The organism is Corynebacterium sp. HMSC074C01, assembly GCF_001814605.1.
Lineage (GTDB): Bacteria > Actinomycetota > Actinomycetes > Mycobacteriales > Mycobacteriaceae > Corynebacterium.
The window spans coordinates 12,933-28,038 of record NZ_KV817294.1; the positions used below are offsets into that span (position 1 = coordinate 12,933).

The 15,106-nt window shown below is 59.8% G+C and carries 15 protein-coding genes and 3 tRNA genes; 11 read left to right on the forward strand and 7 right to left on the reverse strand.

Annotation, left to right across the window (positions count from 1 at the left end; all coding sequences use genetic code 11):
* Window positions 1–10: 10 nt before the first annotated feature.
* Together HMPREF2978_RS08950 and HMPREF2978_RS08955 are read right to left on the reverse strand one after the other, a co-directional pair.
* Window positions 11–238 (reverse strand): DUF3073 domain-containing protein, encoded by a 228-nt coding sequence (locus tag HMPREF2978_RS08950; RefSeq protein WP_210383598.1) that lies wholly within the window; start codon window positions 236–238, stop codon window positions 11–13.
* A gap of 189 nt (window positions 239–427) precedes the next feature.
* Window positions 428–1,489, reverse strand: a complete 1,062-nt coding sequence (locus tag HMPREF2978_RS08955; RefSeq protein ID WP_070524772.1) for a CAF17-like 4Fe-4S cluster assembly/insertion protein YgfZ — start codon at window positions 1,487–1,489, stop codon at window positions 428–430.
* A gap of 30 nt (window positions 1,490–1,519) precedes the next feature.
* Here HMPREF2978_RS08955 and HMPREF2978_RS08960 point away from each other — a divergent pair, with 30 nt between their 5' ends.
* Window positions 1,520–2,407: an aminodeoxychorismate lyase gene (locus HMPREF2978_RS08960; RefSeq protein WP_070745110.1), complete on the forward strand. Its 888-nt coding sequence runs from the start codon at window positions 1,520–1,522 to the stop codon at window positions 2,405–2,407.
* 53 nt (window positions 2,408–2,460) lie between these two features.
* Here HMPREF2978_RS08960 and HMPREF2978_RS08965 read toward each other — a convergent pair whose 3' ends face one another.
* On the reverse strand, window positions 2,461–3,135 hold the full coding sequence (locus tag HMPREF2978_RS08965) for a heme-binding beta-barrel domain-containing protein (protein ID WP_070745112.1): 675 nt from the start codon (window positions 3,133–3,135) through the stop codon (window positions 2,461–2,463).
* Window positions 3,136–3,198: 63 nt separating this feature from the next.
* Here HMPREF2978_RS08965 and HMPREF2978_RS08970 point away from each other — a divergent pair, with 63 nt between their 5' ends.
* Window positions 3,199–4,239 carry a diacylglycerol/lipid kinase family protein gene (locus tag HMPREF2978_RS08970; RefSeq protein WP_070524766.1) on the forward strand — a complete coding sequence of 347 codons (1,041 nt, stop codon included), beginning with the start codon at window positions 3,199–3,201 and terminating at the stop codon, window positions 4,237–4,239.
* Here the strand turns inward: HMPREF2978_RS08970 and HMPREF2978_RS08975 are convergent.
* On the reverse strand, window positions 4,236–5,072 hold the full coding sequence (locus HMPREF2978_RS08975) for an LmeA family phospholipid-binding protein (RefSeq protein WP_070524764.1): 837 nt from the start codon (window positions 5,070–5,072) through the stop codon (window positions 4,236–4,238). The genes HMPREF2978_RS08970 and HMPREF2978_RS08975 overlap by 4 nt on opposite strands.
* A gap of 33 nt (window positions 5,073–5,105) precedes the next feature.
* Between HMPREF2978_RS08975 and mshD the strand changes: the two genes are divergently transcribed.
* The 5 genes from mshD (at window position 5,106) to pstB (ending at window position 10,225) form a co-directional block, all read left to right on the forward strand.
* Window positions 5,106–6,020: a mycothiol synthase gene (gene mshD / locus HMPREF2978_RS08980; protein WP_070745114.1), complete on the forward strand. Its 915-nt coding sequence runs from the start codon at window positions 5,106–5,108 to the stop codon at window positions 6,018–6,020.
* Between the two features lie 174 nt (window positions 6,021–6,194).
* Window positions 6,195–7,304, forward strand: coding sequence for a phosphate ABC transporter substrate-binding protein PstS (pstS, locus tag HMPREF2978_RS08985; RefSeq protein WP_070524760.1), 1,110 nt, complete (start codon window positions 6,195–6,197; stop codon window positions 7,302–7,304).
* Window positions 7,305–7,427: 123 nt separating this feature from the next.
* Complete coding sequence (gene pstC, locus HMPREF2978_RS08990; RefSeq protein ID WP_070524758.1) at window positions 7,428–8,474, forward strand: phosphate ABC transporter permease subunit PstC; 1,047 nt, start codon at window positions 7,428–7,430, stop codon at window positions 8,472–8,474.
* Between the two features lie 13 nt (window positions 8,475–8,487).
* Window positions 8,488–9,399, forward strand: coding sequence for a phosphate ABC transporter permease PstA (gene pstA, locus HMPREF2978_RS08995; RefSeq protein ID WP_070524756.1), 912 nt, complete (start codon window positions 8,488–8,490; stop codon window positions 9,397–9,399).
* Between the two features lie 52 nt (window positions 9,400–9,451).
* Window positions 9,452–10,225: a phosphate ABC transporter ATP-binding protein PstB gene (pstB, locus tag HMPREF2978_RS09000; protein ID WP_070524754.1), complete on the forward strand. Its 774-nt coding sequence runs from the start codon at window positions 9,452–9,454 to the stop codon at window positions 10,223–10,225.
* A gap of 142 nt (window positions 10,226–10,367) precedes the next feature.
* Here the strand turns inward: pstB and phoU are convergent, their stop codons facing one another.
* Together phoU and dusB are read right to left on the reverse strand one after the other, a co-directional pair.
* Complete coding sequence (gene phoU / locus HMPREF2978_RS09005; protein WP_070524752.1) at window positions 10,368–11,096, reverse strand: phosphate signaling complex protein PhoU; 729 nt, start codon at window positions 11,094–11,096, stop codon at window positions 10,368–10,370.
* Between the two features lie 65 nt (window positions 11,097–11,161).
* Window positions 11,162–12,307 carry a tRNA dihydrouridine synthase DusB gene (gene dusB / locus HMPREF2978_RS09010; protein WP_070745116.1) on the reverse strand — a complete coding sequence of 382 codons (1,146 nt, stop codon included), beginning with the start codon at window positions 12,305–12,307 and terminating at the stop codon, window positions 11,162–11,164.
* A gap of 176 nt (window positions 12,308–12,483) precedes the next feature.
* Here dusB and HMPREF2978_RS09015 point away from each other — a divergent pair, with 176 nt between their 5' ends.
* Together HMPREF2978_RS09015 and HMPREF2978_RS09020 are read left to right on the forward strand one after the other, a co-directional pair.
* Window positions 12,484–13,986: an acetyl-CoA hydrolase/transferase family protein gene (locus HMPREF2978_RS09015; RefSeq protein ID WP_070524749.1), complete on the forward strand. Its 1,503-nt coding sequence runs from the start codon at window positions 12,484–12,486 to the stop codon at window positions 13,984–13,986.
* Between the two features lie 92 nt (window positions 13,987–14,078).
* Window positions 14,079–14,151, forward strand: a tRNA-Lys gene (locus tag HMPREF2978_RS09020).
* Between the two features lie 78 nt (window positions 14,152–14,229).
* On the opposite strand, the gene HMPREF2978_RS09025 is transcribed toward HMPREF2978_RS09020, so the two are convergent.
* The gene (locus tag HMPREF2978_RS09025; RefSeq protein WP_070745118.1) at window positions 14,230–14,562 is read right to left on the reverse strand and encodes a metal-sensitive transcriptional regulator; all 333 of its coding nucleotides are present in this window, start codon (window positions 14,560–14,562) and stop codon (window positions 14,230–14,232) included.
* Between the two features lie 83 nt (window positions 14,563–14,645).
* On the opposite strand from HMPREF2978_RS09025, the gene HMPREF2978_RS09030 reads away from it, so the two are divergent.
* Window positions 14,646–14,721, forward strand: a tRNA-Glu gene (locus HMPREF2978_RS09030).
* A gap of 34 nt (window positions 14,722–14,755) precedes the next feature.
* Window positions 14,756–14,832: transfer RNA gene (locus tag HMPREF2978_RS09035), tRNA-Asp, on the forward strand.
* Window positions 14,833–15,106 lie beyond the last annotated feature (274 nt).

Here is a 15,106-nt window from a genome sequence, read left to right on the forward strand (position 1 = left end):
ATCCACGCGCTTAGCGTGCGTCGGAATCATCCTCATCCCACTCGTCCGAGTCCCAGCGATCCGCATAGTCCTCGTAGTCCGCGTACTCCGAGTACGGGTCCTCGTCCTCATCGCGGGAGCGCTTGGAGTTTTGTGAGGCGAGTTCACGCTGGAGCGAATCCAGATCCATCTCGGGCGAATTGTACTTCAGCTGGCGTGCAACTTTGGTCTGCTTTGCCTTTGCGCGTCCGCGTCCCATGTGCATGACCCCCTTGAGGTGTGTAGGGCGGTCCAGGGATTCTTGGCCGCCCCATCGTCTTAGTCAGATATGTGTATGTTCCTGTAAGACACCATAGCCTGTGTGACGAAAAAATTCCGAACTACCCCCCCAGCGTCGCGTCGAAAAGGGCTGTAGCCCGCGGAGAAGAGGCGAATGTGTAATTCGCCACTATTTCCCGCGCAGGCGGTCCACAGCGGCGCGCCCAGCCTTGGGCCCCTCATCAGTGGGGATGGAATCTGGTTCAACCGATGCCGCCACAGGACCAATGCTCAGATCCCCGTGGTTGAGAGCACTGCGCTTAATCAGACCAAGGGCGATGGGGCCATAATCGCAATCCTCCACCACGGTTCCGAGCCTGCCAACGCGCCGACCCCCGAGCGTGATGTCGGCGCCGCTATCGGGGCGCTCTGGGGCAGACCCGTCGAGGTAAAGCATGACCAGCAAACGGGGAGAGCGGCCGAGGTTTTCTACGCGCGCTACTGTCTCCTGTCCGCGGTAGCAACCTTTTTCTAGGTGAACGAACGCGGGCACATCGTCGTTGCGTCGGATCCATTGTGGGACCTCATGGGCGATGGTCTTTTCATCAAGGTCAGCGGCCAGTTCGGGCTCACGTGCGCGTACTCGTTCCGCGGTATAAGCCATGAGACCCGCTAGGCTTCCGCCCTGTTTCTCCAGCTCTGCTACGGCAGCATCCAGCTGTGGGCGCGGCACGAGGAAATCCTGGCGCGGGCAGCCCGGCCACTGCATGCAGCGTTCGACCAAGGCCGTCGAAGGCTTCTGCAGTGTTTGACCTAGCACGGTGATGATCGCCGCGTCTGCTTCCTCTACAGTGACCTCGGACCAGAACACCATGGCGGTGAGAAAATCCCGCAAAGAATCGAACTGTGCTGTGGGCACGTCGAGGTAGAAGGTGTCCCCGTCGAAGGACAGATCCATGTGGTGCAGGACGTGGCCCTGAATGTTGAGGTCAAGGGCGCCTGCGGAAAAGCCACTGTCTACGTCGTCGAGCTTCTGGCTCAGGAGGTTATGCAGGAAGGCGCGGGCATCGGGGCCAGACACCGCGATGACGCGGCGATGGGAGCGGTCGATGATGGCGGATCCTGTTTCCACCACGCGCTGCTCCACGAGGGGGTTTCCATAGTGCCAGGGGACCCCGGAGACATCGACAAGCGTGGTGCCCTGGAACTCAGCGGCTCCGGGCCGGGAAAGAAGTGGCGAAGAGTAACTCACGCCCTCCGATGGTAGGGCATAATCGGGTCTATGAGCCTTCAGCGCAGGAAAGAGCCGGTCATCTACGTTGTGGAACCGTTTGGAGGGTCGGTGCGGCGCCATATGCCGAACCTTCCGTTGGTCTATTGGGATGATGCCGCGGTGACGCGCGGCGATGGGATCTTCGAGTCCCTCCTTGTTCGCAATGGCAAGGCCGCTAATTTTCACCGCCACGCGGAGCGCTTCCGGCATTCCGCCCGCGCGCTCGATCTGCCGGAGCCGCCGATGCACAAGTGGCAAGAAGCCACTGAGCTGGCCATCGCGGACTTCTATGGCCCCGCCGGCACGGAGGGAGAGGAGGGCTCGTCGCTAGAAGCCAAGTGCACGTGGACCTATACCCGGGGCCGCGCTTCTACCGGGGTGCCCACGGCTTGGGTGGTGGTTCAGGAGGTGCCGGACGCGGTTGTGGCGCAGCGTGCTACCGGCGTCAAGGTAATGAGTACCCCGCGTCTGTGGCAAGTAGCGGAGGAGCTACCGGCGAAAACTCTGAATTACGCGGCCACTATGGCCACGCTGCGCCTGGCGCGTGACCGCGGGTTTGATGACGTGATCTTTACTGATCCCGATACCGGGCTGGTGTTGGAAGGCGCCACCTCTACCGTGGTGGCGGTCAAAGGGTCGAAGCTGCGCACGCCCGCCGGTAAGGGCATTTTGCCCGGCACGACGCAAGCGGCGCTCTTCGAATACGCCTCCGAGCAGGGCTATCGCTGCAAGGCGAAGGAGCTTGACCTGCGCTACCTCGAGGAAGCTGACTCGGTGTGGCTGGTGTCCTCAGTGCGTACGGCGGTGCGCGTGACGCGCCTGGATGGCAAGAAACTCAAGGCGCCGGCGAACGCGGAAGAAATACGCGCGCTGATCGACGCCGCCCTAGCCCGCTAGATTCCCTCGTACTACGAGCTAGCGTTAGCTAGCTCAGCTAGCTCGCCTGCTGATTAGCCTGCCACGCGGGTGAGCTCGGCGGACATGAAGGGGCGCATTTCGCCGTCGACAAGCCGCTCATCTACCCAGCCCAGGTTGTTGTTCGGCATGAGGCCGTACATACGCTTGCCGGGGCCGAGGTTGGTAGGCCCTGTTTCCGTGACCATGGTGGACGCAGATTCCAGCTGCCAGGCGCGCTCGTTGAACAGCGAGCCGTAGAAGATCTCGTTGATGCCGTTGGAGGAGGTGTAGGTCATCTCAATCTCGTCCTTGAGGGAGATGCGCCAGAATCCGGACTCGCGGACATCTGGGCCCACCGGTTTGCCCTCAGAATCGATCTTCCAGGTGCGGGAGGTGTAGGTCAGGTAGTTCTCGCCATCGTGGGCGATGATGAGCTGCTGGCCAAAGGCGTATTGTTCGCCGTCGGTGCTGTGAGCCTGGCCTTCGCCCTGCCAGACGCCAACGAGGGGGAGAAGCCCCAAGAGGCCATCGTGCAGTGACGGGCCCTGGCGTAGGTTCGCCGTCTCATCCGGCAGGGGGTTATCAGCCACATCAACGGTAGGAATGTTGCGGGAGGCAGCGTCCTTCCACGCTTCAGCAGCTTGGTTAACGGCTGCGTTGCCGTCTATCTTGGTGTTCTCCGGGTGGGTATTGTCCGTCTGGTTTTCATTATTAGTCTGTTCGCTCATGCTGCCCCAGCGTAGTCGTGGTGGCATCACGGAAACCACTAGGCTCCAGTAGTCTTGGGAGCCATGCGCGTTTTGCTGATCTCAAACCCGTACTCCACGAGCCAGAATTCGGCCCTTTTCCGCGAGGTTCTGCCCGTTATTCGGGACGTGGAGGGGCTGCAGCTGCTGGCTCGCTTCACGCATTACCCGGGGCACGCGCAGGATATGGTGCGCGGCATGACGCGGGAAGACTTCGATGTCATCTTGGTCTTCGGCGGCGATGGCACGGTGAATGAGGTTGTCAACGGGCTGCTGGGTCCTGCAGATTCCGCAGAGCGCCCCAGCCCCCAGGAGATTCCAGCACTCGCAGTGATCCCCACTGGTTCCGCCAATGTCTTCGTTCGCGCCCTTGGGTTCCCCAATACTCCGGTCGAGGCAGCGCACGTGTTGGCTCGGATGCTGGAACGCAATACGCGCCGCACCGTCTCCTTAGGTGTGTGGAATGACAGATGGTTCGCGGTCAATGCTGGTTTCGGGCTGGATGCTGACGTGCTGGCGCGCGTGGACCGTGCTCGGGAGTTGGGCTTTGCAGCCACCCCGCTGCGCTATTTGGCTGTGGCCTTTCAGGCCTATCAGCGCGCCCGCATCCGCCCACCGCGCATTAGCGTGCGTGCGCGCTCGAGTTCGGGAGAAACCTTCGCGGCTGACGACGTACCCGTCATGTTCACCTCCAACACCAACCCGTGGACTTTCCTCGGCCCGCTGCCCGTGGTGACTAATCCGCGCAACTCCTTCGACCAGGGCCTTGGCCTATTCGGGGTGTCCGACCTCGGCGGCATTGATGGTCTCGTCGGCGTGCTCCACCTCTTCGGTGTGGATCACCGCCACTGGCTGAATAAGGTCACGGATGCCCGCACGCTGCACTTCGAGGATGCCGTCGAGGTGGATCTGGTGTGCCCGAAACCGCACCGCTTCCAGGCAGATGGGGAGTCGGAGGGCACCTTCACGGAGGTCCACCTGGAATCGGAAGCGGACGCGCTGGAAGTCTTCGCCCCCGTCGATCCAGCCCCGCCCATGCACCGCAACATCCGCCGGATCCTGCGGGACCTCGTTCGAATCAACTAGTTTTGGCGCCAACTCGGTGGCGTCGTTGGCGCGCTGCCCACTTCATTGGCCGTGTCCTGTGCCTTCTGCGCTGCATCTTCGACGGCCTTTTCTTCTGAGCCGTCGATCTCTAGTGGCGAGAGCTGCGCCGTCTTCAACGTGATGTTGCGGCGCTGAACCTCGAAGGTGATGGAGCCGCCGTGCAGTTTTACGGAGGTGGCTTGGGAAGGCAGGGGGAGCTGGCGGGTATCCAAGACTAAACCGAAAGCCTTCTTGAGGCGTTCATCATCGGTTCCATAGACGCTCATGCGAAACTCTGGGCCGACGAGGCGCAGCGTCACCGTCGCGGTGGACTTGGTGTTATCTCCTGGTAGCGTGCCGGTGAGCTCAGCTTCGGCCGAGGGGCCGCCGGTGGGGGACATGTCATCGGGGTTGGCAATGGACAGATCGGTAATGCCCAGCATGCGGCCCAAGGCCACACCGTCGAGGCTGATGCTGCGCGTGTAGGTCGACACCGGCGAGCCTTCCAGCTCGCCGCTGAAGAGCTGCTCGGGGCGGATCGTGATGTCGCGCAGAGTGGTCGAGGCATTGACCATGCCGAGCTTGGGAACCTCCACATCAGAAGATTTAACTTCGAGGTAGGGGATCTCCTTGGTGAGTGCGCCCAGGGTAAAGGGGACTCCGCCGATATATACATTCGGTGTGTTCTCCAATTGGGAGCTGGTCTTCGCCTGCTGGGCCACGGTGTGTTCCGCATGCATCGCTACTGCTGAATCCGCCAGCCATGCGGTCAGGACCACTCCCGCGACGGCGGCAAGGCGTACGAGGTTGCGGCTGAGATAGATGACGGTCACCCCTCTATTACTACCGCACGTAGGGTGGGAAGCATGAATGTAGAGACCATTACTGTGCCGCAGAATCTAGATCTCGTGCAGCGCGTCGAGGAACTTGCTGCAGCGGCGGAAACACACGATGGCGTTGCGCCTCTCTCAGAGCAGTTTCTTATCGGGCTGCGGGATGACCGCCTGGGCCACCGCCACCTGCTCGCCATCGAGGACGGTGAGGTGCTCGGTGTGGCTGCCCTCGACAGGCAGACCGTGGAGCTCTTTGTCGGTGTGGACCACCGTGGGCGAGGGATAGGGCAGGCGCTTGTCGACGCCCTCCCGGCATCCCCCCAGATCTGGGCGCATGGCAACCTCCCGGCCGCCCAGGCGCTGGCGAAGCGTAATGAGATGGATGTCGTCAGGCGCCTGCTCGTCATGGCTATTGAGGGCCGGGACCTACGCGCAGCGGAAGAGGCGCCCGCAACGGTTGACGGCCTAGAGATTCACACGTACACCAAGTCGGTGGAGCGCTTCGGACGCGAGCACGTCGAGGCGGAATGGGTACGCACCAACAACGAGGCCTTCTCCTGGCATCCGGAGCAAGGAGGCTGGGACCTGGAGCGCCTGCATCGCGGGATGGAAGCCGAGTGGTTCGATCCTGCTGACGTGTTATTCCTGTGGGATTCGCACGATGGTGCGCACAGTGCCCCAACAATGGCCGGTTTTCACTGGCTGAAATGGCATGCGGAGGACACCCCAGCCTTCGGTGAGGTCTATGTTGTGGGACTGGGGGAGGACTACCGCGGGCGTGGGCTTGGTGGGCCACTGCTCACCGCGGGGCTGCAGCGCATGGTGGAAAAACGCGCGGACAAGGTCATTTTATATGTCGAGGCGGACAATGATCCTGCAGTAAAGGCCTATGAGCGTTTGGGATTCTCCATTGCAGAGGAACACTGCGTCTGGGCGAAAAGTGACTAGCCTCACCGCCTTTTGGTACAAGTTCACCGATTGTTCATCTCTTGATCCCTATGGGGTTAACCCACCCCATATAGCTTTACTTCCCGTGAGTTAATCGTGCTCGCCTTTAAAGAACTGCAGCGAACGGTTTTCTCGGACAATCATTCTCTTGTATCCGCACCGGAAAGGTTTCCCGTGATCCGCAACTTCAAGCGCACTGCCGCTATCTTCGGCATCGTCGCCGCCACCTCCACCGCTCTCGTCGCTTGCTCCGAGTCCAACGACTCCGGCTCCGCTGAAGGCGGCTCTGAGGGCTCCGACGTCTCCGGCGAGCTCGTTGGTGACGGCGCTTCCTCCCAGCAGAATGCAATGTCTTACTTCCAGACTGCGTTCTCTGAGGATTACCCGAATGCTTCCCTGTCCTACAACGCATCCGGCTCCGGCGCTGGCGTTGAGGCTTTCACCAACGGCCAGGCTGACTTCGCTGGTTCTGACTCTGCTCTGAAGGACGACGAGGGTGAGGTTGAGGCTGCCGCTGAGCGCTGTGGCGGCAACGAGGCATGGCACCTGCCGACCACCATCGGTCCGGTTGCTATCGCGTACAACCTTGAGGGCACTGAGATCAACCTGTCCACCGAGACCCTGGCTAAGATCTTCAAGGGTGACATCACCAAGTGGAACGATGAGGCAATCGCTGCTGACAACGAAGGCACCGACCTGCCGGACGAGGACATCACCGTTATCTTCCGCTCCGATGAGTCTGGTACCTCCGCTAACTTCCAGAAGTTCCTGAAGGCCGCTACCGGCGACTGGGACACCGAGGGCAAGCAGTTCCCGGATGCAGTTGGTGAGGGCGCCAACGGTTCCGCTGGTGTTGCTGACCAGGTTGCCAACATCAAGGGTGCTATCACCTACGTTGAGTCCGGCTTCGCTGACCAGAAGGAAGCAGACGGCGTTCAGAAGGCAAAGATTGACTTCGGCCACGGCCCGGTTGAGCTGAACACCGAGTCCGTCAACGTTGCTCTGGAGAACCTGGAGTTCAAGGAGACCGACTCCGAGCACAACATGGTTGTTGACTCCGACGCTCTGTTCGCTTCCGACGATGAGGGCGCATACCCGCTCATCCTGACCACCTACAACATCGTTTGCTCCGCTGGTTACGATGAGGAGACCTCCGCTCTGGTCAAGGCCTTCTTCACCACCGTCCTGGATCACCAGGATGACCAGCTTGCTTCCCAGGGCTTCATCCCGGTTGAGGGTGCACACCTGGACAAGCTGAAGGCTGCTGTTGACGCTCTGCAGTAAGAGCTAGAGCTTTACAAAGCTTAATATCTCTCGCCCCCACTGCCGCACTCGATTCGCGCTTTGGGGGCGCAGGTATGTAACGACAAATTCCATTCTTAACGCTGAAAAGGATTAGAACGTCTCATGGCAGACAATAATCTCACCACGGCGCCAGAGCAGGCGGAGCTTTCCGTCTCCGCTGCTGAGCGGCTTTCTACCGGCGGATCCGAAGAACTTGCCACCGCAACCTCCAGTAGCGGAGTTAAGCGGCCAGGCGACCGAATCTTCGAATTCCTTTCTTCTGCTTCGGCTACTTTGATTACCGTCATGATTGCTGCCATCGCAGGCTTCCTGCTGTGGCGTGCTGTGCCTGCGTTGGGCGTCAATGATGGTGGCATCTTGGGCTTCTTCACCTACGGTGGCCGTTGGGAGACCGGCGATACTTCCGCGATGAAGTTCGGTATCCCGACCATGTTCGGCACCACGGTGCTGATTTCCGTCTTCGCCCTGCTGCTGGCTATGCCGGTTGCACTGGCGATTGCCATCTTCCTGTCCAACTACGCACCCGCACGCATGGTTAAGCCACTGGGCTTCCTCGTGGACATGCTCGCTGCTGTCCCGTCCATTGTTTATGGTCTGTGGGGCTGGCAGGTGCTTGGCCCGGCTCTTTCTGGTTTCTACTCGTGGCTGGAGTCCTGGGCCGGTGGGTTCTTCCTTTTCACCGTCTTCGACAATTCGCCGTCGTTTGCTACCGGCCGTAACCTTTTCACCGGTGGCATCGTGTTGGCCGTGATGATTCTTCCGATTATCGCTGCCACGGCGCGTGAGGTCTTCGTTCAGACCCCTCCTGGCCAAATTGAGTCCGCTTTGGCACTGGGCGCCACCCGTTGGGAAGTTATCCGCATGACGGTGCTGCCCTTCGGTATGTCCGGCTACATCGCCGGTTCCATGCTTGGTCTGGGCCGTGCACTGGGTGAGACGATGGCTCTGTACATGGTTGTCTCCCCGCTGGTGGACTTCCGCTTCTCGCTTTTCGACGGCGGAACGACCTTCGCCATGGCCATCGCCCTGGCATCCGCAGAGTTCGGTAATGAGATGCGCGCTGGTGCCTACATCGCTGCCGGCCTCATGCTGTTCTTGCTGACCTTCGTGGTCAACGCCATTGCCCGCGCCATCGTGAAGAAGAAGTAGGGAGGAGGACACAATGACTACTACTGCAAACGCTAAGCCTGCCTCCGCAGGCGCTACCTTCCTGGACATTTCCAGCTCCCGCAAGGCCACGAACACCATCGCCACCGTTGTGGTCTGGGCGGCCATGATTCTCGCCATGGTCCCTCTGGTTTGGGTTCTGTGGGAACTCTTCGCCCGTGGCAGCGGGGTCATCTTCAACGCAGATTGGTGGACTACGTCTCAGCGAGGCATCATGAACAGCGTTGAAGGTGGCGGTGCTGCTCACGCGATCATCGGTACCTTCGTCCAGACCATTCTGGCCTCCATCATCTCCATCCCGATTGGTATCTTCACCGCCATCTACTTGGTGGAGTATTCCAAGGGTGGCTGGCTCGCCCGCACCACCACTTTCATGGTGGACATCCTGTCCGGTGTGCCGTCCATCGTTGCCGCGCTGTTTATTTTCGCTATGTGGATTACACTCTTCGGCTTTGGCCGCTCCGGCTTCGCCGTGGCGCTTTCCTTGGTGCTGTTGATGATTCCTATTGTGGTCCGCAATACCGAAGAGATGCTCCGCGTGGTTCCCATGGACCTGCGTGAGGCTTCCTATGCGCTGGGTGTTCCGAAGTGGAAGACCATTGCTCGCATCGTCCTGCCGACCGCTCTGTCCGGCATCGTTACCGGTATTATGCTCGCGATTGCGCGTGTGATGGGTGAGTCTTCTCCGGTGCTGGTCCTTGTTGGTTCCTCCTCCATCATCAACTGGGACGCATTCAAGGGCTCGCAGTCCTCGCTGCCGCTGATGATGCTGGATATGTACAAGGCCGGCGCACAACCGGCCGTCCTGGATAAGCTCTGGGGTGCAGCGCTGACGCTGGTTATCCTCATCGCCATCCTCAACATCGCGGCTCGTGTCATTTCCGCGAAGTTCTCGGTCAAGAAATAGATCGCCGTAACACTCTATTCCGCCATACATTCTTAAGAGGAGAAACTCCCTAATGTCTAAGCTTGAGCTTAATGACGTGAACATCTACTACGGCGACTTCCACGCCGTGCAGAACGTTAACATGCAGATTCCGGCCAAGGCCGTTACCGCGTTCATCGGCCCGTCCGGCTGCGGTAAGTCCACCGTTCTGCGCACCCTGAACCGTATGCACGAGGTCATCCCCGGTGCCTCCGTCAAGGGTGAAATCCTGTTGGACGGCCAGAACATCTACGACCCCAAAGTTGACCCGGTATCCGTTCGCAACACCATCGGCATGGTCTTCCAGAAGGCTAACCCGTTCCCAACCATGTCCATCGAGGACAACGTTGTTGCCGGCCTGAAGCTGTCCGGCGAAAAGAACAAGAAGAAGCTGAAGGAAGTTGCCGAAAGGTCCCTGCGCGGCGCTAACCTCTGGGACGAGGTTAAGGACCGCCTGGATAAGCCGGGCGGCGGCCTGTCCGGTGGCCAGCAGCAGCGTCTGTGCATCGCCCGCGCGATCGCCGTGGAACCGGAGGTTCTCCTCATGGACGAACCATGCTCTGCTCTGGACCCGATTTCCACTCTGGCCGTGGAGGACCTCATTCACGAGCTGAAGGAAAACTTCACCATCGTTATCGTGACCCACAACATGCAGCAGGCAGCCCGCGTGTCCGATAAGACCGGTTTCTTCTCTCTGGAGGCCACCGGCAGGCCGGGTCACCTCGTCGAGTTCGATGACACCACTAAGATCTTCGAGAACCCCTCTAAGAAGGACACCGAGGACTACATCTCCGGCCGCTTTGGCTAAACACAGATGGCGCCATAGTGCCGAAAGCCGGCGCCCTCTCTCGACTGTTTAAGGTCTAGAAGAGGGAGCCGGCTTATTTGTGTCTTCAACCGCCTCTAGGCGGGCCCAGCGGCGGGGAAGCAGTGAGGCCGGGAAACCCCACCTAGTTGTGGAACTGGCGCTCTAGCTCCGCCATGCGGGCCTCCAGCTCGGCCTCGCGTTGTTCTTGATCGCGCTTGCGCATATAGCGGTCCGAGTCCAGGCCCGTTGCAAGATAAATGATGCGTCCGGCAGCGGCGGCGCAATGATCGGCGAAACGCTCGTAATAGCGCGATAGCTGCGAGGTCTCCACAGCCTGGCGGACCGTTCCCTTCCATTCCCGCTGGGTCAGCATGCGCATCAAGTGCTGGTTGATGTCATCGACGGCATCGTCATCTTCGGTGAGCCGAAGCGCTAGCTCCGGATCGCGGGTGATGAGGATGTCCTTGAGCCCTGCGGACATATCGAGAACAAGGCGCGCATATTCCTCGAAGTAGCCCACGATGTCTGCTGGTACCACTGGCTCGGGGTGGCGGCGGCGGGCACTCGTGGCAATATGCTGGGACAGGCGGCCCATGCGATAGAAGTCTTCAACAATATATATGGAAGAGATGACCTGGCGGAGATCCTTGGCCATTGGGTTTTCCAAGGCTAGTAGGGAGACCGCGCGGTCTTCGCAGCGCGAGCGCACCTCATCCAGTTCATCGCGCAGCGACACAGCCTCCTCAGCCGGTTGCAGGGAGGCCTTGATTAACGCCTGGGAGGCGAGAGCCATGAGCTTATGGACGGTGGTGCTCATGATGATGAGATCATGGGAAAAATTATCCAACTGTTCACGATAAGCAGCGCGCATGCCACGTACTTTAGCTGAATTATTGGTCTAGTGCCTGTCGAGCAACAAGTTTGAAAAATTCGCGGCTAGCCGCCGGAGTGCATAATCTCTGCGCCTTCCGGCACGGTGGCGTCCTCCGGATCATCGAGCCAGCCCTCGGGAAGGACCACCTTGGCGGGTGAGCCCTGGCGGCCGCGGGCGCCATCGGCGTCGTCGGCAAGCGCAGGCGAGTCCGCCCACGGCGCCAGCAGTTCGCGCAGATCCCCCAAGGAATTGACGCGAGAAAGGCCCGCACGTACCTGGCCGCCCACGGGAAAACCACGCAGGTACCAGCCAATGTGTTTGCGAATATCGCGGCTGGCTTGAGCCTCGCCCTCATGCTGGGCCAGAAGCTCTGCATGGCGGATCATGATGCGCGTGACTTCACCTAGCGTGGGCTCTTCCGGTACCAGCTCACCCCGCAGGTGGGCGGAAAGCTCCGCAAAAAGCCACGGGCGGCCCAAACAGCCGCGGCCCACCACGACGCCGTCGCATCCCGTTTGCTCCATCATGTCGTGCGCATCGGTTGCTTTGAAGATATCGCCGTTGCCCAAGACCGGGATTTCCGTGTCCGCCAAGTGCTCCTTCAAACGGGCGATCTCGCCCCAGTCGGCGTGTCCGGAGTAGCGCTGGGCGGCAGTGCGCCCGTGCAAAGCAACTGCTGCGGCGCCTTCCGCCACGGCGATGCGGCCGGCATCGAGGTGTGTCTTGTGCTCCTCATCGATGCCGACGCGCATCTTCACCGTGACTGGAATGTCCGTGCCCTCGGTTGCCTTGACTGCGGCGGCGACGATGTTGCCAAACAGGCGGCGCTTATAGGGGAGCGCAGAGCCTCCGCCGCGGCGCGTGACCTTGGGGACTGGGCAGCCAAAGTTCATATCGATGTGGTCCGCCAGGTTCTCATCCACGATCATCTTTGCTGCCTTGTATGTGTACTCCGGATCGACGGTGTACAGCTGCAATGAGCGTGGCTGCTCTTGGGGATCGAAGGTGGTCATGTGGAGGGTCTTGGGGTTGCGCTCTACCAAGGCGCGTGCGGTGACCATTTCACACACGTAGAGGCCGGAGACAGTCCCGGTCTTTTCAATCTCTTGCTCGCGGCACAGCACGCGAAAAGCCACGTTGGTCACGCCAGCCATGGGGGCGAGGACAACGGGGGAGTTGAGCTGGATTTTTCCGATTGCAAGAGTCACGCCGCCAATTGTGCGCGGAAAGAGCCTGGGGTGGCAAATTCTGATGAGAAAAGTGAGGGGTGCACACGGTTTGGGGCAGAGTGCGGTAAATCCGCCACTGATTCGCTAGTGTGGTGCATGTAACTAATAGGAAAGGACCGTAACGTAGGTCGTTTCTGCACATAAAAGGAGGACTAATGTCTGAGAGAATTGCATACGCGCCGTTTGAGAAGCTCGTGATGAGCGCTGACGAGGCCGCAAAGTTCGTCAACCACGGTGATCGTGTGGGAATCTCCGGATTTACCGGTGCTGGCTACCCCAAGGCCCTGCCGACCGCTATCGCGGAAAAGGCAAAGGCGGCCCACGAGGCAGGTGAGGAGTTCAAGATCGACGTCTTCTCTGGCGCCTCCACCGCTCCGGACTGCGACGGCGTGCTGGCTGAGGCAAACGCGATTCGCTTCCGCTCTCCGTATAACTCTGATCCGGTACTGCGCGGCCGCTTCAACGACGGCTCCGCCCTCTACCAGGATATTCACCTCTCGCACTCTGGTCAGCAGGTGGAGGAGGGCTTCTACGGTGACTTCCAGGTAGCCATCATTGAGGCTGTGCGCATTGATGAGAAGGGAAACATTGTTCCTTCCTCCGCAGTGGGTAACAACCTCGAATACATTGAGGCCGCCGACAAGATCATCATTGAGATCAACGAGTGGCAGTCCCTCAACCTCGAGGGCATGCACGATATCTACCGTATTGAGAAGCTGCCGAACCGCCAGCCGATCCCGATTACCAAGCCGGCTGACCGCGTTGGCACCACCTACATCGAGATTCCGGAGGAAAAGGTCGTGGCCGTGGTCAAGACCAATGCTCCGGACCGCAACGCTCCGTTCAAGGCTCCGGACGAGGTCTCTGAGAAGATCGCTGCGAACTTCATCGAGTTCCTTGAGGGCGAGGTTGCTGCCGGCCGCCTAGAATACGACAAGTTCATCATGCAGTCCGGTGTGGGCAACGTCCCGAACGCCGTGATGGCGGGCCTGTTGGACTCCAAGTTTGAAAACATTCAGGCCTATACCGAGGTTATCCAGGACGGCATGCTGGATCTTATCGACGCCGGCAAGATGACCGTCGCCTCCGCCACCTCCTTCGCTCTGTCCCCGGAGTACGCGGACAAGATGAACGCTGAGGCGGACCGCTACGCCAAGCACATCATCCTGCGCCCGCAGCAGGTGTCCAACCACCCGGAGGTTATCCGCCGCGTGGGCCTGATCTCCTCCAACGGCATGATTGAGGGCGACATCTACGGCAACATTAACTCCACCAACGTCTCCGGCTCCCGCATTATGAACGGTACCGGCGGCTCCGGTGACTTCACCCGTAACGCTTATATCTCCACCTTCGTCTCCCCGTCGGTAGCGAAGGATGGTGCCATCTCCGCCATCGTGCCTTTTGTGTCTCACACCGACCACACTGAGCACGACACCATGGTCATCATCACCGAGTACGGTGTTGCAGACCTGCGCGGCCTGGCTCCGAAGGAGCGCGTGGAGAAGGTTATCGCCGTGGCTCATCCGGACTACCGCCCGATGTTGGAGGAGTACTTCGAGCGTGCCAAGGCCAACAAGTTCCAGCACACCCCGCACGATCTGAAGACCGCCTTTGATTTCCAGGTGAACTTCATGGAGAAGGGTGACATGCGCGGTTAATTGCGAATCGCCCTTTAGGTCGTGGCCCTTACCACTGGAGGTGAGGGCCATTTCCTTTTCTTTAGTGCCACCTACTAAGATGGTTGGGCGTTGGGCCTTTAGCTCAGTTGGTAGAGCTACGGACTTTTAATCCGCAGGTCGCGGGTTCGAGCCCCGCAGGGCCCACAAAAAGAGCCGCCTTCGGGCGGCTCTTTGCGTAGTCTTGCGGGGCTTTAAGTCGCAGAGGGTGCGGCTGGCAGCGTGCTAGCTCTTAACGAGCTTCCGAATGGCCCGCATAGCCTCCTCTAGCTTCTCTGAGGCTACTTGCCCATCCTCGGCGGCGGCTCCGGTCACGCAGTGCTCTATGTGGTCCTCTAGTAGCGCCAAGGAGACGTTTTCGAGAGCTGAGGTCACCGCCGAAATCTGCGTGATGATGTCGATACAGTATTGGTCCTCCGCGATCATGCGGTGGATACCTCGTGTTTGCCCCTCGATGCGTTTGAGACGCGCTAAGTACTTCGCTTTCTGTTCATCATCCGAGTTATAGCCGTGCACACCCGGCTCATGACAGGAGCAGGTATCTCGCTGGTCAGACATGGTTTTCCGCCTTTCTGCCGGGGCGATTTGGTTAAGTGAGGATGTCTCCAGTATATTTTTACAAAGTTGCCTCAAGGCAACGGGCCCCCATCGTCTAGCGGCCTAGGACACCGCCCTTTCACGGCGGCGGCACGGGTTCGAATCCCGTTGGGGGTACCAACACTTTCGTGTTGGTGCACAAGAAAATAATTATGGCCCTGTGGCGCAGTTGGTTAGCGCGCCGCCCTGTCACGGCGGAGGTCGCGGGTTCAAGTCCCGTCAGGGTCGCCATCTTCAAGCCTCGAAGCTTTGTTTTAAAACAAGCCTCGAGGCTTGCGTCGTTTTGTCCTTACCTCTTCCTCGGGCGCCTGCCAGGAGCGGGGAGGGGCGTTTAGGTCTATGATCTGGGGTGGCCTTAGATCGGGGTGCTATTCCACCGTTAAAAACAGTTATTGACGTGCTGATTTGCTGTGCTTCTCTAGCTTTGTGTAGAGTACTTATTCGTGCCCAGCGCACAAAAGAAAACTAAAAATGGCCCTGTGGCGCAGTTGGTTAGCGCGCCGCC